Origin of the sequence: Nonomuraea terrae, assembly GCF_004348995.1 — a bacterium.
GTDB lineage: Bacteria > Actinomycetota > Actinomycetes > Streptosporangiales > Streptosporangiaceae > Nonomuraea > Nonomuraea terrae.
Genome location: NZ_SMKQ01000165.1, coordinates 1 through 21,058, shown reverse-complemented (window position 1 = coordinate 21,058; position 21,058 = coordinate 1). Strand labels below are relative to the sequence as shown.

Annotated in this window: 18 protein-coding genes and 1 pseudogene; 12 read left to right on the top strand and 7 right to left on the bottom strand. The window is 72.0% G+C overall.

The window, feature by feature from the left end:
- The 8 genes and pseudogenes from E1286_RS48330 to E1286_RS35080 all read left to right on the top strand — a co-directional run.
- Positions 1-709, top strand: a pseudogene (locus tag E1286_RS48330) (LiaF domain-containing protein); the annotation flags it as partial.
- The gene (locus E1286_RS35110) at positions 699-902 is read left to right on the top strand and encodes a hypothetical protein (RefSeq protein ID WP_132619527.1); all 204 of its coding nucleotides are present in this window, start codon (positions 699-701) and stop codon (positions 900-902) included. The pseudogene E1286_RS48330 and the gene E1286_RS35110, both read left to right, overlap by 11 nt.
- Before the next feature lie 70 nt (positions 903-972).
- The gene (locus E1286_RS35105; RefSeq protein ID WP_132619525.1) at positions 973-1,455 is read left to right on the top strand and encodes a (2Fe-2S)-binding protein; all 483 of its coding nucleotides are present in this window, start codon (positions 973-975) and stop codon (positions 1,453-1,455) included.
- Positions 1,452-3,785: a xanthine dehydrogenase family protein molybdopterin-binding subunit gene (locus E1286_RS35100; protein WP_132619523.1), complete on the top strand. Its 2,334-nt coding sequence runs from the start codon at positions 1,452-1,454 to the stop codon at positions 3,783-3,785. The genes E1286_RS35105 and E1286_RS35100 overlap by 4 nt, the downstream gene beginning before the upstream one ends.
- Positions 3,782-4,636, top strand: a complete 855-nt coding sequence (locus tag E1286_RS35095; protein WP_132619521.1) for an FAD binding domain-containing protein — start codon at positions 3,782-3,784, stop codon at positions 4,634-4,636. Before E1286_RS35100 ends, E1286_RS35095 begins: the two co-directional genes overlap by 4 nt.
- 198 nt (positions 4,637-4,834) lie before the next feature.
- Positions 4,835-5,518, top strand: a complete 684-nt coding sequence (locus E1286_RS35090; protein WP_342776290.1) for an SRPBCC family protein — start codon at positions 4,835-4,837, stop codon at positions 5,516-5,518.
- 93 nt (positions 5,519-5,611) lie between these two features.
- Positions 5,612-8,287, top strand: coding sequence for a bifunctional glycosyltransferase/CDP-glycerol:glycerophosphate glycerophosphotransferase (locus E1286_RS35085; protein ID WP_132619517.1), 2,676 nt, complete (start codon positions 5,612-5,614; stop codon positions 8,285-8,287).
- Positions 8,284-9,342, top strand: coding sequence for a glycosyltransferase (locus E1286_RS35080; RefSeq protein WP_132619515.1), 1,059 nt, complete (start codon positions 8,284-8,286; stop codon positions 9,340-9,342). The genes E1286_RS35085 and E1286_RS35080 overlap by 4 nt, the downstream gene beginning before the upstream one ends.
- 3 nt (positions 9,343-9,345) lie before the next feature.
- On the opposite strand, the gene E1286_RS35075 is transcribed toward E1286_RS35080, so the two are convergent.
- Genes E1286_RS35075 through E1286_RS35065 form a run of 3 tightly spaced genes read right to left on the bottom strand, consistent with a single transcriptional unit; the run spans position 9,346 to position 12,765 of the window.
- The gene (locus E1286_RS35075) at positions 9,346-10,383 is read right to left on the bottom strand and encodes a sulfotransferase family protein (protein ID WP_132619513.1); all 1,038 of its coding nucleotides are present in this window, start codon (positions 10,381-10,383) and stop codon (positions 9,346-9,348) included.
- Between the two features lie 21 nt (positions 10,384-10,404).
- Positions 10,405-11,268 carry a CDP-alcohol phosphatidyltransferase family protein gene (locus E1286_RS35070; protein ID WP_246075460.1) on the bottom strand — a complete coding sequence of 288 codons (864 nt, stop codon included), beginning with the start codon at positions 11,266-11,268 and terminating at the stop codon, positions 10,405-10,407.
- A gap of 48 nt (positions 11,269-11,316) precedes the next feature.
- Positions 11,317-12,765 (bottom strand): glycosyltransferase, encoded by a 1,449-nt coding sequence (locus E1286_RS35065; protein WP_165970052.1) that lies wholly within the window; start codon positions 12,763-12,765, stop codon positions 11,317-11,319.
- 154 nt (positions 12,766-12,919) lie between these two features.
- Here E1286_RS35065 and E1286_RS35060 point away from each other — a divergent pair, with 154 nt between their 5' ends.
- Positions 12,920-13,411, top strand: coding sequence for a GNAT family N-acetyltransferase (locus E1286_RS35060; protein ID WP_132619507.1), 492 nt, complete (start codon positions 12,920-12,922; stop codon positions 13,409-13,411).
- Positions 13,408-14,451, top strand: coding sequence for a pseudaminic acid synthase (pseI, locus tag E1286_RS35055; RefSeq protein ID WP_132619505.1), 1,044 nt, complete (start codon positions 13,408-13,410; stop codon positions 14,449-14,451). The genes E1286_RS35060 and pseI overlap by 4 nt, the downstream gene beginning before the upstream one ends.
- On the opposite strand, the gene E1286_RS35050 is transcribed toward pseI, so the two are convergent.
- Positions 14,448-15,410, bottom strand: coding sequence for a PseG/SpsG family protein (locus E1286_RS35050; RefSeq protein ID WP_132619503.1), 963 nt, complete (start codon positions 15,408-15,410; stop codon positions 14,448-14,450). The genes pseI and E1286_RS35050 overlap by 4 nt on opposite strands.
- Positions 15,410-16,138 carry a cytidylyltransferase domain-containing protein gene (locus tag E1286_RS35045; RefSeq protein ID WP_132619501.1) on the bottom strand — a complete coding sequence of 243 codons (729 nt, stop codon included), beginning with the start codon at positions 16,136-16,138 and terminating at the stop codon, positions 15,410-15,412. Before E1286_RS35045 ends, E1286_RS35050 begins: the two co-directional genes overlap by 1 nt.
- Before the next feature lie 103 nt (positions 16,139-16,241).
- On the opposite strand from E1286_RS35045, the gene pseB reads away from it, so the two are divergent.
- Complete coding sequence (pseB, locus tag E1286_RS35040; protein ID WP_132619499.1) at positions 16,242-17,219, top strand: UDP-N-acetylglucosamine 4,6-dehydratase (inverting); 978 nt, start codon at positions 16,242-16,244, stop codon at positions 17,217-17,219.
- Positions 17,219-18,343: a DegT/DnrJ/EryC1/StrS family aminotransferase gene (locus E1286_RS35035; protein ID WP_132619497.1), complete on the top strand. Its 1,125-nt coding sequence runs from the start codon at positions 17,219-17,221 to the stop codon at positions 18,341-18,343. The genes pseB and E1286_RS35035 overlap by 1 nt, the downstream gene beginning before the upstream one ends.
- On the opposite strand, the gene E1286_RS35030 is transcribed toward E1286_RS35035, so the two are convergent.
- Together E1286_RS35030 and E1286_RS48325 are read right to left on the bottom strand one after the other, a co-directional pair.
- On the bottom strand, positions 18,340-20,226 hold the full coding sequence (locus E1286_RS35030) for a glycosyltransferase family 2 protein (RefSeq protein ID WP_165970051.1): 1,887 nt from the start codon (positions 20,224-20,226) through the stop codon (positions 18,340-18,342). The genes E1286_RS35035 and E1286_RS35030 overlap by 4 nt on opposite strands.
- A gap of 21 nt (positions 20,227-20,247) precedes the next feature.
- On the bottom strand, positions 20,248-21,058 hold an 811-nt coding region (locus tag E1286_RS48325; RefSeq protein ID WP_223190714.1), incomplete at its 5' end, for a hypothetical protein.

Here is a 21,058-nt window from a genome sequence, read left to right as displayed (position 1 = left end):
CGGCCCCTACCAGCCGCTCGACCCCGCCAGGCGGGCCGGTCAATCCCCGTACGACCCCGCCCTGTACTCCCGCCCGCTGCCCCGGCGGGAGCGCAGGCCGAAGTCGTACATCGGCGCGATCACCCTGTTGCTGGCCTTCATCGTCGGAGGGATCATCGTGCTCGCGCAGTCCAAGTCGGCAGCCGGAGTGAGCCCGACCATCGTCGGCGGCGCCATGCTCATCGCCATCGGCGCGGGCCTGCTCATCGCCGCCTGGTGGGGGCGCGGCGCCGGCCTGGTGGCCATCGGCACCGTCGTCGCCCTGCTGGTGGGCACGGGGCTGATGTTCGGCGGCGTGCCGAGGAACGTCGGCACGTCGGAGTGGGTCCCCGCCAGCGTCGCCGAGGCGAGCCGACTCTACGACGTGGGGGTGGGCGACGGCCTGCTCGACCTGTCGGAGCTGCAGCTGGCGCCGGGATCGACGGTGACGTTCAACGCCGCGGTCTCGGCGGGCGAGCTGGTGGTGATCGTGCCGCCGACGGCCAGGGTCGAGGTGCACGCGAGGAACAAGGTGGGCGACATCCAGATCGACCGGGCGCTCAGAGGCGGGGTGGACGTCCGCTTCAACCAGACGCTGGAGCCCGAGGTGCAGCCGGAGGGCGTGCCCGCCACGATCGTGCTCAACCTGCGCGGCGGCGTCGGCGACATGGAGGTGCGCCGTGGCGCGTGACGTCGAGCGTCCCCGGCGGGGCCACCGCACGGATTGGATGGCCCTGCTCAGCGGTGTGTTGTTCGTCGTTCTGGGCATTCTGATCGTTACACGGGCCATCACGGATCCGCTGATCCTGATCGGGGTGATGGTGCTGGGATTGGCGTTCGCTGGCCTGGTGGCGATCATCGCGCGGGGGGTTCGCGGGAAGTAGACCTTGACCGGGAAAAGCACCGGCGTACGTTCGGAGTGTCCGCCTTTCCCCCTGCTTTGAGGGAGGACGTATGCCCCGAATCACCGTCACAGTCGACGGAGTCACGTACGAGGAGGACGTCGAGCCGCGTGTCCTCCTCGTCCACCTGCTACGAGAGCGGCTGGGCAAGACCGGCACCCCCGTGGGGTGCGACACCAGCAACTGCGGCGCCTGCACGGTCCTGCTCGACGGCAAGAGCGTCAAGAGCTGCTCGGTGCTCGCCGTCCAGGCCGACGGCTGCGACGTCGTCACGATCGAGGGCCTCGGCACGAGCGGGTCGATGCACCCGATGCAGCAGGCCTTCCACGAGGAGCACGCACTGCAGTGCGGCTACTGCACACCGGGCATGGTCATGGCAGCGATCGACCTGCTCAGGGAGAATCCCGACCCGTCCGAGGAGACGATCAGGCAGGGCCTGGAGGGCAACCTCTGCCGCTGCACGGGCTACTGCAACATCGTGCGCGCCGTCCGCAGGGGCGCCCAGGAGATGGGGCAGGCGGTGACCAGGTCATGACCGTCCAGGAGGTAGGGCAGCCGAGGAAGCGCAAGGAGGACGCCAGGCTGCTGACGGGGCGCACGCAGTGGACGGACAACCTCACGCGGCCTGGCCTGCTGCACGTGATGTTCCTGCGCAGCCCCATGGCGCACGCCAGGATCGCGAGCGTCGACGTGTCGGCCGCCCGCGGCATGCCGGGCGTGGTGGCGGCCTTCAGCGGCCAGGACTTCGCCGCCGAGCAGGGCAGCCTGCCGTGCGCGTGGCCGGTCACCGAGGACATCGTCATCCCCGACCACCCGCCGATGGCCGTCGACGAGGTCCGCTACGTCGGCGAAGCCGTGGCCTGCGTGGTCGCGACCGACCGCTACCGCGCGGCCGACGCGCTCGACGCCATCGAGGTCGACTACGAGCCGCTGCCGGCCGTGGTCGACATGAACGAGGCCCTGGCCTCCGACAGCGCGAAGGTGCACGAGGCGGGCAACAAGGCCTTCAGCGTCACGATCACCTCGGGTGACATAGAGGCCGCCTTCCGGGACGCGCCCGTCGTGATCGACCGCACGTACGTCCAGCAGCGCCTGATCCCGTCGGCGATGGAGCCGCGGGCGGTCATGGCCGACACCGACGGCGAGTCGTTCACCGTGTGGTCGTCCACGCAGATCCCGCACGTGCTGCGGGTCATGCTGGCGGTCGTGACCGGCATCCCCGAGCACCGGATCCGGGTGATCGCGCCCGACGTGGGCGGCGGGTTCGGCTCGAAGCTGCAGGTCACCGCCGAGGAAGTGCTCTGCCTGCTGCTCGCCCGCAAGCTCGGCAAGCCCGTCAAGTGGGGGGAGTCGCGCTCGGAGGGCAACCTCACCGTCCACCACGGCCGCGACCAGATCCAGCACGTCCGGCTGGCCGCCGACTCCGACGGGCGCGTCCGCGGGCTCCAGGTCGGCCTGCTGGCCGACATGGGCGCGTACCTGATGCTCGTGACGCCGGGCATCCCCATGCTGGGTGCGCAGATGTTCAACGCGATCTACAAGATGGACGCGTACGAGTTCGGCTGCACGGGCGTCTTCACCACCAAGATGCCGACGGACGCGTATCGGGGCGCGGGCCGCCCGGAGGCGACGTTCGCCATCGAGCGGGTGATGGACGAGCTGGCCGCCGAGCTGGGCATGGACCCGATCGAGGTGCGCAGGCGCAACTGGATCAGGCACGAGGAGTTCCCGTACACGACGATCTCGGGGCTGACGTACGACTCCGGCAACTATGAGGCGGCGACGGAGAAGGCGCTGGCGTTGTTCGGCTACGACAAGCTGCGGGCCGAACAGGCCGACCGGCGCGACAGGGGCGACCCGGTGCAGCTCGGGATCGGCGTCAGCACGTTCACCGAGATGTGCGGCCTGGCACCGTCGCGGATGCTCGGCGAGGCCAACTACGGCGCGGGCGGCTGGGAGCACGCGTCGGTGCGCATGCTGCCGACGGGCAAGGTCGAGGTCATCACCGGCACCTCGCCGCACGGGCAGGGCCACGTGACGTCGTGGAGCCAGATCGTCTCCGACGCGCTCGGCGTGCCGTTCGACGACATCACGGTGCTGCACGGCGACACGGCGATCGCCCACAAGGGCATGGACACCTACGGCTCGCGTTCGCTGGTCATCGGCGGCGTGGCGGTGGTCAAGGCGTGCGACAAGGTCAGGGAGAAGGCCCGCAGGCTGGCGGCCCACCTGATGGAGTGCTCGCCCGACGACCTCGACTTCGCGGCGGGGGCGTTCACGGTGCGCGGCACGGAGCAGAGCAGAACCATCCAGGAGCTGGCGTACGCCGCGTTCACGGCGCACGACCTGCCCGAGGGCGTGGAGGCGCGGCTGGACTCCGACGCCACGTTCGACCCGGACAACTACTCCTTCCCGCACGGCACCCACCTGTGCGCGGTGGAGGTCGACACCGAGACGGGCATGGTGAAGATCCGCTCGTACGTGGCGGTCGACGACGTCGGCACGGTGGTCAACCCGCTGATCGTCGAGGGCCAGGTGCAGGGCGGCATCGCGCAGGGCATCGCGCAGGCCCTGTTCGAGGAGGCCGTGTACGACGCCGAAGGCAACCTGCTGACCACCACGATGGCCGACTACCTGCTGCCGTCGGCGGCCGACCTGCCGAACTTCACGCTCGACCGGACGGAGACCCCGGCCACGAGCAACCCGCTGGGCGTCAAGGGCGTCGGCGAGGCCGGCACGATCGCCTCGACCCCGGCCGTGGTGAACGCGATCGTGGACGCGCTGCGCCCGTACGGCATCCACGACATCCGGATGCCGTGCACGCCGGAGCGCGTCTGGAGAGCCCTGGAAGGAGTGCGGCGATGATCCCCGCGCAGTTCGACTACGAGCGGCCGGCCTCGCTCGCCGAGGCGTGCCAGGCGCTGGCCGAAGACGACGAGGCGAAGGTGCTGGCGGGCGGGCAGTCGCTGCTGCCGCTGCTGCGGCTGCGGCTGGCGTACCCGACGAAGCTGGTCGACGTGGGCCGGCTGGATGAGCTGAAGGGCGTGCACGACCGGGGTGACCACGTGTTCATCGGTGCGATGGCCACGCACGACGAGGTCCTGCGCGCGCCCGCGGTGGCGTCCGGCTGCCCGCTGGTGGCGATGGCGACGGCGCACGTGGCCGATCCGGCGATCCGGCACCGGGGCACGTTCGGCGGCTCGCTGGCCCACGCCGACCCGGCGGGCGACCTGCCGGCCGTGGTGCTGGCCCTGGACGGTGTCCTCGTGGCCAGGTCGGCGCAGGGCGAGCGGGAGATCCCGGCCGCCGACTTCTTCGTCGACTACCTGGAGTCGTCGCTGGCCCAGGGCGAGATCCTGGCCGGGGTGCGGATCCCGAAGCCGGGCGAGGGCTGGGGTTTCCACTACGAGAAGTTCCACCGTACGGCGCAGGCGTGGGCGATCGTCGGCGTGGCGGCGGCCGTCCGGCGCTCGAACGGCGCGATCACCGAGGCCAGGCTCGGGCTGACGAACATGGGGGCGACACCCCTGCGCGCCCACGCGACCGAGGCCGCCCTGCGCGGCGTCGAGCTGGGCGACGCGGTACGCCAGGCGTGCGAGCAGGCGGCGGACGGCACCTCACCGCCGTCCGACCTGCACGCGCAGCCCGACTACCGCCGGCATTTGGCCAGGGTCCTGACCCACCGCGCGGTCCGCACCGCGGCCGGATCGCCCTGACCGTGCGGAGGGGGCGCCTCTTCCGGGGCGTCCCCTGCGCGACGTAGTGTCACAGGAATCGGAAGGAGCGGATCGGTGACTCCTCCGCTCCCTGAAGGGAGCGGCTTCTCGCCCCGCTCGCGCGGGAGACGACGGCCAAGCCCTGACCGATGCCCGAAAGCACGAGACCAATCGTATCCGGAGGCGGCGACAATGGCGATGCGGTTCGATCACGAGTTCACTGTTCCGGTTCCCATCGAGCAGGCGTGGGCGGTGCTGCTCGATGTCGAGCGGGTCGCGCCGTGCCTGCCCGGGGCGGCGCTGGAGACCTTCGAGGGCGACGCGTTCGCCGGCCGGATGAAGGTCAAGGTCGGCCCGATCACGGTCACCTACCGTGGCACTGCCACGTTCCAGGACGTCGACAAAGACTCCTACTCGATGACCATCCAGGCGTCCGGCAAGGAGGCCAGGGGTGCCGGCACGGCGTCGGCCACGGTCAAGGCGCGCATGTCGCCGCGTGACGACTCGACGCTGGTGACCGTGGAGACGTCGTTCAACGTGACCGGCCGGCCCGCGCAGTTCGGGCGCGGCGTGATGGCCGAGGTGGGCGGCAAGCTGATCGAGAAGTTCGCCGACAACCTGGCGCGGCTGCTCTCCGAGCCCACGGTGGAGCCGGCTCCGGCGGCGACGGCCGACGAGGAGCGGCATCTCGCCGCCGTGCCGGAGACCGAGGAGGAGCTGCGTCCCGTGGCCACGCTGCGCGCCTCGCGCACGGCCGACGAGGAGGCGCTCGACCTGCTGGAGGTCGCCGGTCAGCCGCTGCTGAAGCGGCTGGCGCCGGTCGCGGGCGCGGTCGCGGTGCTGCTGCTCATCGTCTGGGTGATCCGCCGGATTACGCGCTGATTTTCGGCAAATAGTCAATCAAGTCCGGACACTTCCCCCAGCGCGGGGGAAGTGCCTTTCCCGCAGGACATCGGACCAGCGGGGGGACTTGGGATGCCGGACTGCACCGTCGTCGTCATCACGTACAACGACGCCGAACGACTGCCCAGAGCCGTGCGTTCGGTGCTCCGGCAGACGCTGCGCGACCTGGAAGTGATCATCGCGGACGACGCCGGCACCGACGGCACACCGGAGGTCGCCCGGCGGCTCATGGACGGCGATCCGCGCGTGCGCTACCTGCGCAGGGCCGCCAACAGCGGCGGCTGCGGGGCCCCGCGCAACGACGGGATCGACGCGGCCCGCTCCCCGTACGTCATGTTCCTGGACAGCGACGACGAGCTGCCGCCGCACGCCTGCAAGAGCCTGCTGGCCGAGATCGAGCGGACGGGCGCCGAGTTCGTCTCGGGGCAGATCTCGCGGCTGTTCGAGTCGAGCGGGAAGCTGCATCCGTACTATCCGTCGTTGTTCGCCCGGCGGCGGGTGGTGGCGGGCATCCGCGAGGACCCCGAGCTGTTCCTCGACTGCTTCAGCACCAACAAGCTCTACGACACGGCCTGGCTGCGCGAGCACCTGGTGCGCTTCCCCGAGGACATCCACTACGAGGACCACGTCTTCGCCGCCGAGCTGTACGCGGTGGCGCGCAGGTTCGCGGTCGTGCCGTGGACGGTCTACCACTGGCACCGCGCGCCGGCGACGAGCTCGATCTCGCTGAGCGTCGACGACCTGGAGAACGTCCGCCAGCGGGTCATCGCGGCCCGGCTGAGCGACGACATCCTGCGCGACTACGGGGCCAGCGACCTGGTGCCGCACCGGCAGTACCGGTTCGTCCGCCAGGACCTGCGGGTCTACCTCAACCCGCTGCCGCTGCGCGACGTCGTGTGGGTCAAGGAGTTCGCCTCGATCGTGCGGCCGTACCTGGAGGAGATCCCCGAGGCCGTCATCGAGCGGATCCCGCCGCTCGACCGGGTCTGCTGCCGGCTCATCCTGGACGACCGCATCGAGGACCTGCGGGTGGCGGCGGCCTCGCTGACCGGCCCGCGGGCCGCGCCCCGGGCGGCCGTGCAGCGGAACGGGCGGACGTACTGGGGCACGTCGGTCTCGCCGCAGCTGGACATCACGAAGCTGCGGCTGGCCGAGCTGCCCTTCTCGCACTCCCGGCTGCGCCACGAGATCACCGCCATCTCCTCGGACGGCCGGCGCGTGCGGATGACCGTGCGGACGTACGACCCGTTCGGCGCGCTGCCCGCGGAGTGGACGGCGTTCCTGCAGCTCGGCAAGGAGCGCGTGCCGATCACGCCGGAGCCGACGGGCGAGGGCGGCTACGTCAGCGAGATCACGTTCACGCCGTCGCGCACCTGCGAGCCGCGCATCGGCTTCACCCGCGTCTCCGACGGCCGCACCACGACAGACCGGCTCCTCGTGGATCCGCGCCTGGAGCCGATCGAGCTGCCCGGCTGCACGCTGCGGGCCGAGGGGTACGCCGCCTACCTGGGCGTACGCGCCGATCCTGCCCCGAAGTCCGCCGCCCGCAGGTTCGCGCGGCGACTGCTGAAGCGCTGCGGCACGCCGCGGACCAAGCTGCGCGCGTACAAGCTGCTGATCAAGGTGGTCAGGCCCCGGCCCGACCTGGCGCTGTTCGAGTCGGACGTCGGCAAGGGCTGCACCGGCAGCCCCCGGGCCATCTACGAGGAGGTGCGCCGGCGCGGCCTGCCGATCGAGGCGGTCTGGTCGGTGGCCAAGGGCCGCGCGAACTTCCCGCCCGGGGCGCGGCTCGTGCGCCGGGGCAGCTGGCGTTACCTCTGGACGATGGCCAGGGCCGGGATCTGGGTCGACAGCCACGGCCTCCCGCTGGACTTCCCCAAGCCCAAGGGCACCCGCTACCTGCAGACCTGGCACGGCCAGGGCATCAAGTCGATCGGGTTCGACGCGCCCGACCTGCGCGCCGACTTCGACCGGCCGCGCGCGCAGTGGCGGGCCGCCGTCGCCCGCTGGGACGCCCTGGTCTCGCCGAGCGCGGAGTTCTCGCGCATCTTCCCGGCCTCGAACGGCTACACCGGCAAGATCTACCGGTACGGCACGCCGAGGTGCGACGCGCTCGTGCGCGGAGAGGTGACCGGCGACGTGCGGAGCCTGCTGGAGATCCCGCCAGGGCGAAAAATCCTCCTATATGCGCCTACGTATAGGGATCGGGCGAAAGGCAGCGGCCAGTCCGTCCGCGTGGACCTGGAGTCGCTGGCCGAGGAGCTGGCCGGCGACTGGGTGGTGATCCTGCGGACTCATCCCGTGGAACGTTACAAACTTCCCGAGCACCTGCGGCACTTCGTCCGCGACGCCGGCTCCTATCCCGAGATCAACGACCTGATGCTGGTCTCCGACGCGCTGCTGACCGACTACTCCTCCGTCATGTGCGACTACGCGATCACCGGCAAGCCCATGCTCTTCTACATCGACGACTGGGACGACTACCGCCTGTCGGAGCGCGGCGTCTACCACGACCTGCCGGCCATCGCCCCGGGCCCGTGCGTCACGACGACCGCTGACCTGGTGGCCGCGCTGCGCGACCTGCCCGCCGGGCACGCGTCGTACGCCGACCGGTACGCCGCCTTCCGCGAGTTGTGGTGCGCCGACGAACACGGCGAGGCGGCGGCCAGGATCGTCGCCGACTTCTTCGGCCTGCCCCAGCAGCCCGGGACGCGATCTGCTCCCCGCGAAGAGGAGGCGGCCCTGTGAGCGTGGTCTTCAGCTGCCTGGACGCCGACACGCTCGGCGGCGTCCAGCACGTCACCCACACCCTCGCCCAGGGCCTGGCCGAACGCGGCCACGAGGTGCACGTCGTCGGCCTGCACCGCTCGTCCCGGCCGTTCCGATACGTGGAGAGCCCGCGCTACCACCGGCACGCGATCAGCCGGAGCCGGGCGGACGGCCGGCTCGCACGCGGGCGGGCCGACCGGCGGCTGAGGCGGCTGCTGGAGTCGATCGAGCCCGGTTACGCGGTCATGACCACGCCGTCGGTGGTCGCTCGCGTGTCCGGCCTGCTGCCGGAGGCGTTCCGGTCGATCGGCCAGTACCACGGCTCCTACGACCACGCCCGCGGCTGCTGGCACCTGGCCTCGATCCGGCGCCACTACCCCGCGCTGCACCAGGCGGTCTTCCTCAGCGAGCACGACGCCTGGCAGTTCTCCGAGCACGCGCTGCTGCCCAACGCCTGGACGCTGCCGAACCCGCTGGCGAGCTGGCCGGATGGGGTGTCCGCGCTGGACATGCCGCGCGTGCTCGGCGTGGGCCGGCTGGAGGGGGTCAAGCGGTTCGACCGGCTGATCACCGCGTTCGCCCGCTCGGGGGCGCCGCGGCCGTGGCAGCTGCACCTCATCGGTGACGGAAGCGAGCGCGAACGGCTGCGCGCGCACGCCGAGCGCGAGGGCGTCGCCGATCGCGTGGTGTTCAGGGGCCCGGTGCCGGCCGCCCGGATGTCGCAGGAGTACCTGCGCGCCTCGGTGGTGGGCCTGACCAGCGAGCACGAGGGCCTGCCCGTCGTGCTGCTGGAGGCGGGTGCGCACGGGGTGCCGTCGGTGGCGTTCGACGTGTCCGGCGGCGTGCGCTCCGCCGGGCCGGTGCCGGTGCCGCCGGGTGACGTGGACGCGTTCGCGGCGGAGCTGGGCCGGCTCGTCGGCAGCCGGGCCGAACGGCTGCGGCTGGGGGCCGAGGCCCGCGCACGGGCCGAGGCGTTCCGCCTCGACCACGTGCTCGACCGCTGGGAGTCGATGTTCGCGCACATCGACCGCTAGGACTCAGACCGGCTCGGTCAGCTCCGAGCGCTGCTGCGGGATGCCGGCCAGCGCGCGCTGACGCGAGGTGAGCATCGCGGCCACCGGGCCGGGCTCGCGCAGCCGGTTGAGCCGGTCGCGCATGCCCTTGCGCATGCGGCTGGCCTTGCGCTTCTGCATCGTCTTCTGGCAGGCCGCGATGTGCTCCTTGGACGGCTTCGGCACCCCGGTGATCTCGTAGCCCATCGACTCCAGCCGGTCGCCCAGCATGTGCTCGGCGAGCGCGATCTCCCAGTCGTCCAGCCGGTTCGCCCAGCTGCCGACCCGGCTGCGGGTGACCTCGCCGTGGGTGTTGCGGTGCCAGACCTTGTGCTGCGGGACGGCCTGGACGGCCGCCTCACGCGGCGAGATCATCGACGGCGAGAAGTCCTCGTCCAGGAAGTGGCAGAGCTTCTTCAGCTCGGTCTCCGGGTCGTCGGTGAGGTCCTCGTAGCGCAGCTCGTAGTAGGTGTCCTCGGGCAGCGTGCGGCGCAGCTTGCCGCCGGCGTCGATGGCCTCGGCCCAGGTCGAGATGGCGTGGAAGGAGTCGAGGGTGTACCAGGGCATCTCCTTCAGCGAGGCCACGCAGTCGCGGCCGTCCCTGATGAGATGGACGAACTGGGCGTCGGGGAAGAGCCGTAGCAGCATGTCGACCTGCTTGACGTAGCTCGGCCGCTTGTCGCCCCAGCGCACCTTGTCGAACCGGTCGGCGTACATCCGGAAGGCCGTGCCGAAGACCGAGCCGAGCGAGCCGGGCCCGTCCACGACCTGCTGGATGAAGTCGTCCTTGTCGAGCTTGAGCTCGCGGAACTTGGTGCTGCGGTCGGTCGCGATCCACTGCGCCAGCGCCCGGCGCCGGTGAGCCACACGCAGGTCGCCCCACGTGCGGCGCCGGTAATAAACGGGAACGAGGAAGCGCGTCTCCGGCGGCACCGCCATACGGGGGTGCGAGTGGAGCATGAGCTGGAGCATCGTGGTGCCGGACCGCGGGCATCCGATGACGAAGACTGGCCGGTCTGACATTTCGTACTAACCCCCGAAAACTTAGACGAGAACGTGCTCTCGGCTCTCCTGAGCGGTGCTCACGCCGTGCCTGCGCGCGAAGAGCCACATCCGGTAGACCAGGAAGACCTCGTTGACCAGCAGCAGCACCCCCGCTCCCGCGGCGAGCGGGATCAGCGCCCACGCCCCCGCGAGGGGCGCGACCACGAACACCGCCGCATGGAACTCGATGCCGCTGACCAGGTGCGAGCGGACCCGGTGGCGGGCCAGGAACCGGTTGAGCCGCCGGTAGAGCCGGAAGAACCAGCGCGGGCGCGGCGCCCGGCCGGGCGGCAGCACATCGAGCGGTTCCGGCTCCAGCGGGTCGGGCCCCAGAGGATCGGCCGCCAGGGGCGCCATGCCCAGGGCGTCCGGCTCCTGCCGCCCCTCCCTGATGGTGTCGCGCACGCGCTTCATCTGCGGCGCGTTGACATACCTGAACAGGTCCAGGACGGCCACCGCGGCACCCAGCACGATGAACTGCACATCGCCGGTCAGCGCGTACTGGCCGTAGGCCAGGCCACCGGCGCACAGGACCACCCTGATCCGGTCTCCCACGTAGTCCAGCCAGAGCCCGAAAGGCGTCCCCGTGCCCTTGAGCCGGGCTATCTTGCCGTCCACGCAGTCGATCATGAAACTGAGGTAGAAGAGGCAGGCACCCGCCGCGAGCTGGTTCGTCGCGAAGAACGCCGCCGACACCATGCCGAGGACCAGTGAGAACACGGTGAGCGCGTTGGGCGTCAGCCGGGTGTGGTTGGCGACGGGAAGGGCGACCCGGCAGGCGACCGGATCCACGAAATAGACGGTCCACCAAGAGTCTCTCCGCTTGCGTGTCTCGTAGACGTCATCGAGCGAATAGGTCCTCATGGAGTCCAGCATGACCACGGAAGGCCGCGGAGTGGTCACTCTCTGGAACTACTGGGGGATGTCCATGCCTGTTCTTGACCTGCCCGGCACCGGAATCCGCCACGTGGCAGTGCTGTCACCCTCCCGGCACCATCCCTTGAACACCAGGCCGCGCAGCTCCGCGCGGACGCCGAGCCGCCAGGTGCCGCCCTCCAGGCGTTCGGCGTCGGCCACCGCCACGTAACCGTGCCGGCCCTTGCGCTTGACCTCCAGCGGCACCCGGCGGCGGCCGTCGCTGAGCCACAGGCTCACCTTGGCGACCCGGCGGTCGACACGGTGGAACGACACGTGAACGCGCAGCCGGTAGCCGGCCTCGACGCGCTCGCACGCCTCGACCTCGGCGATCAGCTTGACCTCGTCGCGGGCGTCGAACACCTCGTCGGGGATGCGCAGGCGCCGGTTGCGGAAGAACGGGTAGTCGCCGTACCAGCCGGTCGTACGCCGGCCGCGCGGCACCACGCGGGTGACGTCGTCCCTGCCGCGGCGGAACTCGCGGACGGCACGCAGCTCCGCCAGCAGCCCGCGCCTGAGCAGGTGCAGCTCCAGGCGGCGCAGCGACGGCGCGGTGGCCAGCACGTGCGGGCTCAGCTCCGCCAGCCAGGCGCGGCCGAGGTCGAGCAGCGGGCCCGGATCCTCGCGCCGCTCCACGCAGCCCTCCAGCGCCTGGAACAGGAAGAGGGTGTCCTTCTCCAGCACGAGCGAGTCGAAGCCGTCGAGCAGCTCGGGCGCCCGCTCGTCGAGGAACGCGCGCACCGACCGGATGGCCGCCAGGCGCTCGTTGAGGTTGGACAGCTCCCTGCGGCGCTGCGTGATCGACGTGCCCTCCTCGTCGCGCTTGCGCCAGTGGTAGACCACGTCGCCCACCATGTCGACGCTCGTGGCCAGCACGTGGGCCTGCATGGCGACGGGCACGTCCTCGTAGATCCCCGACGGGAACGCCAGGCCGTGCCGCTCCCAGAAGTCACGCCGGTAGACCTTGTTCCACACCGTGCGGTCCCTGATCAGCACCTGCTTGTCGGTGATGTGGGTGCACAACTTCGGCTTCCTGAACACCTTCTCGTGCAGGGTCGACTCCTCCAGCTCGCCGTCCACGAGCCTCCTGACCGCGCCGCACGCGAGTTCCGAGCCGGTCTCGGCGAGGCTGCCTGTCAGCACCTCGTACGCCTCGGGCGGCACGACGTCGTCGCCGTCGGCGAAGGCCAGGTAGGCACCGCGGGCCTGCCGGATCCCCTGGTTGCGGGCCGGCCCCGGCCCGAGGTTGCGCTGCCCCACGAGCACGAACCGGGGATCGCGCGCGGCGAAGTCCTCGGCCACCCGCCGGCTCCCGTCCACCGACCCGTCGTCCACGAGGATCACCTCGATGTCCTCCAGGGTCTGCGCGGCCAGCGACTTCAGGCACTCGGTGAGGTACGGCTCCACGTTGTAGAACGGGACGACGACGCTGAGCAGGGGGATCATGCCGAATTCGCTCCTTGGCTCGGTACGGGTCGAGGGCAGCATGCCGTGACGTGGGGCGGGATTCCGTGTCCGATGGCCGTCCCTGATCAGCTCTTTACCGGACAAGGATCCGCTACGTTGGGCAAGGGGTCGAGCACGAATCGTAGGGGGAGCGGTGCTGAGAGACGTGCGAGATGATGATCTGCCGGTTATGCGCCGATGGCGTAACCACCCGCGCGTCCGCGCCGCCAGCTTCACCACCCACGAGATCACCGAGGACGAACACGCCCGCTGGTGGGCCGCCACCCGCGGCGACGCGGGCACCCGCGTGCTGATCTACGACCATGAGGCCGCCGCCGCAGGGGTGGTGACCTACTCCGGCGTGACGCCGGAGGCCGCCCGCTGGGGCTTCTACCTCGACCTCGACGGCCTCGAACGGTCGGGGCGGCTGCTGGCGGCCTGGGCCGGCCTGGAGCGGGCGGCCATCGCGCACGCCTTCGGACCGCTCGGCCTCGCCGCGTTGCGCGGCGAGGTGCTGTCCGACAACGAGCCGGTCAGGCGGATGCACCGCAGGTTCGGGTTCGTCGAGGTGGAGACCTACCAGCGGCACGTCGACGGCGTGCCGCGCGACGTCGTGGCCATCGAGCTGAGAAGGGAAGACGCATGATCTCCATCGCGGGGCGGCCGATCGGGCCCGGGCATCCGCCGTACGTCGTGGCCGAGATGTCCGGCAACCACAACGGGAGCCTGGAACGCGCGCTGGCCATCGTGGACGCGGTGGCCGAGGGGGGCGCGCACGCGCTGAAGCTGCAGACGTACACGCCGGACACGCTGACGATCGACTGCGACGCTCCGGCGTTCCGGATCGGCGACGGGCACGAGTTGTGGGGCGGCGAGACGCTCTACCGGCTCTACGAGCGCGCCCACACGCCGTGGGAGTGGCACGAGCCGATCATGGAGCGCGCGCGGGAGCGGGGGCTGGCCGCGTTCTCGGCGCCGTTCGACCCGACGGCCGTGGTGCTGCTGGAGAAGCTGGACGTGCCGGCGTACAAGATCGCGTCGTCGGAGATCGTCGACCTGCCGCTGATCCGGCTCGCGGCCGGCACGGGCAAGCCGCTGATCATCTCCACCGGCATGGCGACGACCGGCGAGATCGAGGCCGCGGTGTCGGCCGCGCGCGAGGCCGGCTGCACGCGGCTCGCCGTGTTGTCGTGCACGGCGTCCTACCCGGCGGCGCCGTCCGAGAGCAACCTGCGGGCGCTGCCGCTGCTGGGCGCGCTCACCGGTGAGGTCGTCGGCCTGTCCGACCACACGCCGGGGCTGGGGGCCGCGCTGGCGGCGGTGGCGCTCGGGGCGTGCGTGATCGAGAAGCACGTCACGCTGTCGCGGGCCGACGGCGGGGTCGACGCCGCGTTCTCACTGGAGCCGGCCGAGCTGGCGGCGCTGGTGGTGGAGAGCGAGCGGGCCTGGCAGTCGCTGGGCGAGGCGGTGATCGGGCCGCGCCCGTCGGAGCGCGAGGGGCTGCGCTTCCGCCGGTCGCTGTACGTCGTACGCGATGTGCTGGCGGGCGAGCAGGTGACGGCGCGGAACGTCCGGTCGATCCGGCCCGCCGGCGGCCTGCCGCCCGAGGCCGCCGCCGAGGTGATGGGGCGGCGCTTCACCCGCGACGTGCCCTTCGGCACCCCGCTGACCTGGGACCTGATCTAGCGGCAGATCTCCAGCAGCGCGTCGGCGACGCGCTCGCGGCCGCGGCCGTCCACCAGGCCGCGGCCCCGCCTGCCGTGCTCCTCACGGACGGCGGGGCCGGCGAGCAGGCCGGCCAGCACGGCGACGGAGCCGGCGTCGGGCACGTCGCCCAGCCCGGCCGCCACCCCGCGGCCGACCAGCTCCTCGTAGCCGATCAGCTGGTTGGCGGCCACCCAGGTCAGCGCCGTGGGCACGCCGAGGTGGAGCAGCTCCCAGACGGCCGAGCCGGCCGCGGTGACCACGAGGTCGGCGCCCGCCATCAGCTCGGGCAGCCGGTCGGTGGGCGGGATCACGGTGATCGGCCCGCCCGCCTCGAACGGCTCGGGGCTGACGACCGTGCCGTCGAACGGCCGCCCGGTCGCCCGCAGCGCCGCGGCCCAGGCGGGGGCCACGCCCGCGCTGTCGGTGCCGCCGAAGAAGCACAGCACCCGTGGCACCTCGCCGTCGTGCGCCACCCGCCTGCGCGAGCGCACGCTGTCACGCAGCAGCACGTAACGGGCTCCCGCCAGCCGCCGGGCGTCGAAGGGGAACGGGCGGTGCTCGGCGCCGAGGTTCTGGTCGAGGTAGAGGTCGGCCTGCTGGCCGCGCGGATCGCCGTCGACGATGGCGAGCACCGCGAGGCCGTGGTCGCGCAGCACCGCGCCGGTGTGCTCCGGCAGCTCGTACGAGTCGAGCACCACGGCGTCGAGCCGCAGCTCGCGGGCCAGCGCGGCCAGGAGCGCGGGCTCGGCGGGGGCGGGCACCAGCGGGAGCCCCCGCAGGCTCAGCTGGGCGGCGGCCCACTCCGAGCCGCGCACCTCGCCGAGGAAGACGACGTCGGCGCCGCGGGAGCGCAGCTCCTCGGCCAGCGCCACGCACCGCACCAGGTGGCCGACCCCGCTGCTCACTCCGGCGTCGCACCGGAACCCGGCCCGCAGCATCACGCCTCCTGCAGGGCCTTCTGCCGGACGTGGGCGTTGAGCCCGCACACCTCGGGACGTTCGCGCAGCCAGCTCACCAGCGTGCGGGCGGGCACGCAGCGGTCGCCGAACGCCGTCGCCACCGCGGTGATGAGCCGCCAGTCGTCCTCGGTGTCGAGCGTGACCCGCAGGTCGTCGGCGGCGGGCTGGTGGGCCAGGCCCAGCAGCCGCGCGTCGCCCGGATGCGCGTAGATGTGGGAGGTCACGTGGGTGCGGTGAAAGCCGGTGGCCTCCGCGTCGGCCCGCAGCAGCGCGGCGCGGCCGGCGATCTCGACGTCGAGCCCGCGCGGCAGCGTGCGGGTCAGGCTCGTGCTGAGGTAGTCGAGCCCGGGGACGGCGCGGAAGACCAGCGCCGCCTCCCTGATCACGGCCGGGTCGAGCAGCGGGCAGTCGGCGGTGAACCGCATCATCGCGTCCCACCGGCGCCCTTCCAGCGCCTGGACGAAACGGGTCAGCACGTCGTCGACCGGCCCCCGGTGCCAGGCGACGCCGAGCCGCCGGCACTCGGCGACCACCGCGTCGTCGGCCGGCTCGGTGGTGGTGGCCACGAGCAGGTCGTCGAGCGCGCCGGCCTCCCGCGCGGCGCGGACCACCCAGGCCAGCACCGAACGGCCCTCCAACTCGCGCACCACCTTGCCGGGCAGACGTGTCGAACCCATGCGTGCCTGGATGATTCCGACGATGCGCACAGCGCTCCATTCCCCCCATGTGACCCAACGTGCACGACCGATCGCGCTATGCTACCGGCTGCTCAGACGACAACAGCGCGCACGCGCGATTTCAGGGGGCCACGTGAGCATTCTCAGTGGATCGTCGATTCTGATCACCGGAGGAACGGGGTCCTTCGGCAAAGCGTTCATCCGCCACGCACTCGACTCGCTGGGGGTCCGCCGCCTGGTGGTCTTCTCCCGCGACGAGCTCAAACAGTACGAGGCCCGCCAGCTGTTCGGCGACGACGAGCGGCTGCGCTGGTTCATCGGCGACGTACGCGACCGCGACCGGCTGACCCGCGCCATGCACGGCGTCGACCACGTCGTCCACGCGGCGGCGCTCAAGCAGGTCGACACCGCCGAGTACAACCCGTTCGAGTACGTCCGCACCAACGTCGCCGGCTCGCAGAACGTCGTGGAGGCGGCCATCGACTGCGGCGTGCGCAAGGTGGTCGCGCTCTCCACCGACAAGGCCTCCAGCCCCATCAACCTCTACGGCGCCACGAAGCTGGTCGCCGACAAGCTCTTCGTGTCGGCCAACCACTACGCCGCCGCCCACGAGACCCGCTTCGCCGTCGTCCGCTACGGCAACGTCGTCGGCAGCCGGGGCTCGGTGGTGCCGCTGTTCCAGCGCCTGGCCGCGCAGGGGGGCAGCCTGCCGATCACCGACAAGCGCATGACGCGCTTCTGGATCACGCTCGACCAGGCCGTCAGGTTCGTGGTCGACTCGTTCGAGCTGATGCGGGGCGGCGAGCTGTACGTCCCGCGCATTCCCAGCATGCGCATCACCGACCTGGCCGAGGCCCTCGCACCGGAGAGCCCGATCTACGAGATCGGCGTGCGGCCGGGCGAGAAGCTGCACGAGGAGATGATCGGCCCCGACGACGGCCGCAGGACGCTGCGCCTGGCCGACCGCTACGTCGTCCAGCCGACGATCGCGACCTGGGGTTACGTGCCGCCCGACGGGGGCGAGCTGCTGCCCGAGGGCTTCTCCTACCGCTCCGACACCAACGAGCAGTGGCTGTCGGTCGACGACCTGCGCGCCATGGTGGCCGGCTGATGCTCCCCTACGGACGGCAGTCGATCGACGAGTCCGACGTCGAGGCGGTGACCGGGGTGCTGCGCGGCGACTGGCTGACGACGGGGCCGGCGGTGGCCGCGTTCGAGACGGAGCTGGCGCGCTGGACGGGCGGCGTCCCGTGCGTGTCGGTCACCTCCGGCACCGCGGCGCTGCACGTCGCGTACGCGGCGGCCGGTGTGAGGGCGGGCGACGAGGTGGTCACGACGCCGCTGACGTTCGTGGCCACGGCGGCGACGGCCGCGCTGCTGGGCGCGAAGGTGGTCTTCGCCGACGTGCAGCCCGACACCGGCAACCTCGACCCCGACGCCGCCGAGGCGCTGGTCACCACCCGGACGCGGGTGGTCACCGCGGTCGACTACGCGGGTCACCCCGCCGACTACGACGAGCTGCGCGAGGTCGCCGACCGGGCCGGGGCGGTGCTGGTCGACGACGCCGCCCACGCGATCGGGTCGACGTACAAGGACCGGCCGGTGGGGTCGCTCGCCGACCTGACGACGTTCTCGTTCTTCCCGACCAAGACCGTGACGACCGCCGAGGGCGGGGCGGTGGCGGCGGCCGACCCGGAGCGGTTCCGGCGCGCGGCCCGCTTCCGTAACCACGGCCTGGTCAGGGAGCCCGGCGAGCAGCGCTTCCCCGGCGAGGGCGGCTGGCACCAGGAGGTGCACGCGTTCGGGCTCAACTACCGGCTGCCGGACGTGCTGTGCGCGCTCGGCATCAGCCAGCTGCGCCGGCTCGAAGGTTTCCGCGCCCGCCGCGCCGAGCTGGTCGAGCGCTACGACACGCTGCTGCGCGACGTGCCCGGGCTGACGCTGCCGGCCCGGCGCGCGTACGTGCGGCCGAGCTGGCACCTGTATCCGGTGCGCGTGCGCGACGGGCGGCGGCGCGAGGTCTACGAACGCATGCGCGCCGCCGGCATCGGGGTGCAGGTCAACTACCTGCCGGCGTACTGGCATCCGGTGTTCGAGGACCTCGGTTACCGGCGCGGCCTGTGCCCGCGGGCCGAGGCCTACTACGCCGAGGAGCTGTCGCTGCCGCTGTTCCCCGGCCTGTCCGACGCCGAGCAGGACCGCGTGGCCGAGACGCTGGCCGGCATCCTGCGTTAGCGCTCGGCGAGCAGCAGGCAGCCGTCCTCGCCGCGGTCGATGAGGAAGCGCCGCTCGGCCACCGTCGCGACCGCCCGGTGGGCGGTGCGCACCAGCGGCCGGATGGCCGTGCCGTGGTCGATGAGCACCTCCCACCACGCCTCGCGGCTCACCCGCTCGTCGATGTCGGCGAGCGGCACGCGGGCGTGGAAGTCGCGGCCGGCCAGCGCCACCGGGAAGTACATCTCCTCGCCGTCGTTCCTGCGGCGCAGCCGGAGCACCGGCTCGCCGTCGCCGACGTCGGCCATCTCCCCCGAGAACACCAGGTCGTCCCCGTCGAGACCGCACTCGCCGATGACCGCCTGGGCGTGGCGCAGGCGCAGGCTCCAGGCACCCTTGACGCCGCGTACCGGGACCGCCCACACGCCCGATCGGCGGCGCGGCTCCGGGATCAGCGGCGGCAGCCAGCGCGGTCCGCCGACCCTGCCCTCCAGCCGCAGCCCCCGGCCCCTGATCCCGACGTACAGGTCCCACAGGCCGCGCCTGGCGAGTTGCGCCTTGGTGAAGGTCTCCAGGTCGAACGCGAACCTGAACGGGAACGCCTGCTCCTCCAGCAGACGGCCGTCCTCCTGCCTGACGTCCTCCACGACGGGGGCGCTGAGCCCTTCGGACAGCGGGACGGTCGCGCCCGACCCGCGTTCGCGCAGCCACACGTTCATCCGCACCCGGCGCACGTCGCTCACGTCGAACGTGCCGACGGCGGCCCGGCCGGCGCCGGACAGCACGCTCTCGCGCCAGTCCAGGCTCACCAGCCGGCTCCTCAGCTTCAGCTCGGCGGAGACCTCCGCCAGGTGGCCGGGCATGGCGGGGTGGCGGCCGTACCAGCGTCTGCGCAGCAGCCCGGTCGAGGTGACCTTGGGCCGCAGCCGGCCCGCCTCCGCGTCGGCGAAGGTCTCGGTCAACTCGTCCAGCCTGCGCCGGTGCAGGAGGTGGACGAGCAGGCGCTGCTCGTACGGGAGGCTCTGCCACGCCTCGGGCGCCACCCCGTCGAGATAGCGGACGGCGAGGTCCACCAGGCCCGGGTCGGCCGACGAGCCCAGACCGGCGATGGCCTCCACGGCCACGCTCATGTCGATGTCGAGCGTGTCGCGGTCGAAGTCGCCCTTGAGCTCCGGCGCCCCGCGGCCGAGGACGTCGGCCGTCTGCAGCACCGACAGCAGGCGGTCGCGCAGGTTGCCCGGCTCCAGACGGCGCTGGGTGATGGACGACTCCGGCTCGTCGCGCTGCCGCCAGTGGTAGACGACCCTGGCCAGCACGTCGACCGAACCGGCTCCGACGTGCGCGGCCATGGCGACGGGCTGGTCCTCGTACATGCGCTCGGGGAAGCTCAGGCCGAGGCGGTCCCAGAAGGAGCGGCGGTAGACCTTGTTCCACAACATGCGGTCGCGGACCAGCAGCGGGTGACGGCTGATGTGGGTGCGCCGGCGCGGCTTGGCGAACGCCTGCCGGTGCGCCCACGACGGGACGAGCACATTGCCGTGGAGCCGCATGACGTTGCCGCAGGCCAGGTCCGAGCCGGTGTCCTCCAGCGAGGTCACCAGGCGCCCGAACGCGTCGCGCGGCACGGTGTCGTCACCGTCCACGAAGGCGAGGTAGCGGCCGGAGGCGTGGCGCAGGCCGACGTTGCGGGCGTGGCCCACCCCCTTGTTGGGCTGCCTGACGAACCTGATCCGTGGATCCGCGGCCTGCCGCGCGGCCACGACGACCGGGCCGTCGTCGGCGCTGCCGTCGTCCACGCAGATCACCTCCAGGTCCTCCAGGGTCTGGGAGGTGATGGAGTCAAGGCAGGGTCCGATGTACTTCTCAACGTTATAGAACGGGACGATCACCGACAGAACCGGCACGAGCACTCCTCATCGTTTTCGTCAGCCGGACAGCAGGCGTATGACGCGGCGGGCGACCTTGCGGGGGCGGGCCAGTCGGCGGGAGAGGCGGTAACCGAGCGTCCTGCGGTAGGCGGTGGCCCTGCGCTGGGTCCTGAGCAGCTTGGCCCTGGCCCTGACCAGCTCACGCTCGCGGTAGGAGAGCTTGGTCTCCAGCCGCGAGATCCTGGCCATGGCCGCGGTGAGCTGCTCGGACAGCCGGTCGCGCGCCCGCAGCAGATCGCGGTACGTGGGGGCGTGCTCGGCCGGCTCGGCGGGCAGGCCCAGCTCGGCCTCCAGCTTCCTGGCCCGGTCGAGGTCGCGCTGGTCGCACTCGCGTCCCGCCATGGCGCACAGCGTCAGCGTGAGCTGGTCGGCCTCCAGCGGCCACGGCCACGGGTGGTGGTGACCGGCCGCGAGCAGGCGCACCGCGAACCGGCGCAGGATCCGGCAGAGCGCGACCTGCGGGTCGGTCGGCCCGGGCAGGCCGGTCGGCGGGCCGATGGCGGCGAACCGCTCGCCGTCGTAGACCAGGCTGTCGGTCGCCGCCGACACCTCGCCGCCCTCCTCCAGCCAGGCGGCGAGTGCGGTGAGCAGCTCGCGTACGGTCCTGACGTCCTCGTGGGCGCACGCCTCGACGAGGATCTCCTCGACCACGCGGCCGGCCGGGATCGGGTGCTCGCCGCCGTCGGGGAGGCGGCGGACGCCTGCGGGGATGAGCTCGTACAGGAGCGCCCCCTCCTCGACCAGCCCCAGCGGCAGCTCCTCGGACGCGCCAGGGCCGGCGGTTTCCTCAGTTTCCTCGGGGTTCTCG

What these genes read in the sequence shown, in the direction of transcription:
- E1286_RS35105 (WP_132619525.1), top strand. Translation starts at nt 973, where the DNA reads ATGCCCCGAATCACCGTCACAGTCGACGGAGTCACGTACGAGGAGGAC.
- E1286_RS35100 (WP_132619523.1), top strand. Translation starts at nt 1,452, where the DNA reads ATGACCGTCCAGGAGGTAGGGCAGCCGAGGAAGCGCAAGGAGGACGCC.
- E1286_RS35095 (WP_132619521.1), top strand. Translation starts at nt 3,782, where the DNA reads ATGATCCCCGCGCAGTTCGACTACGAGCGGCCGGCCTCGCTCGCCGAG.
- E1286_RS35090 (WP_342776290.1), top strand. Translation starts at nt 4,835, where the DNA reads ATGCGGTTCGATCACGAGTTCACTGTTCCGGTTCCCATCGAGCAGGCG.
- E1286_RS35085 (WP_132619517.1), top strand. Translation starts at nt 5,612, where the DNA reads ATGCCGGACTGCACCGTCGTCGTCATCACGTACAACGACGCCGAACGA.
- E1286_RS35075 (WP_132619513.1), bottom strand. Translation starts at nt 10,383, where the DNA reads ATGTCAGACCGGCCAGTCTTCGTCATCGGATGCCCGCGGTCCGGCACC.
- E1286_RS35070 (WP_246075460.1), bottom strand. Translation starts at nt 11,268, where the DNA reads ATGAGGACCTATTCGCTCGATGACGTCTACGAGACACGCAAGCGGAGA.
- E1286_RS35065 (WP_165970052.1), bottom strand. Translation starts at nt 12,765, where the DNA reads ATGATCCCCCTGCTCAGCGTCGTCGTCCCGTTCTACAACGTGGAGCCG.
- pseI (WP_132619505.1), top strand. Translation starts at nt 13,408, where the DNA reads ATGATCTCCATCGCGGGGCGGCCGATCGGGCCCGGGCATCCGCCGTAC.
- E1286_RS35050 (WP_132619503.1), bottom strand. Translation starts at nt 15,410, where the DNA reads ATGCTGCGGGCCGGGTTCCGGTGCGACGCCGGAGTGAGCAGCGGGGTC.
- E1286_RS35035 (WP_132619497.1), top strand. Translation starts at nt 17,219, where the DNA reads ATGCTCCCCTACGGACGGCAGTCGATCGACGAGTCCGACGTCGAGGCG.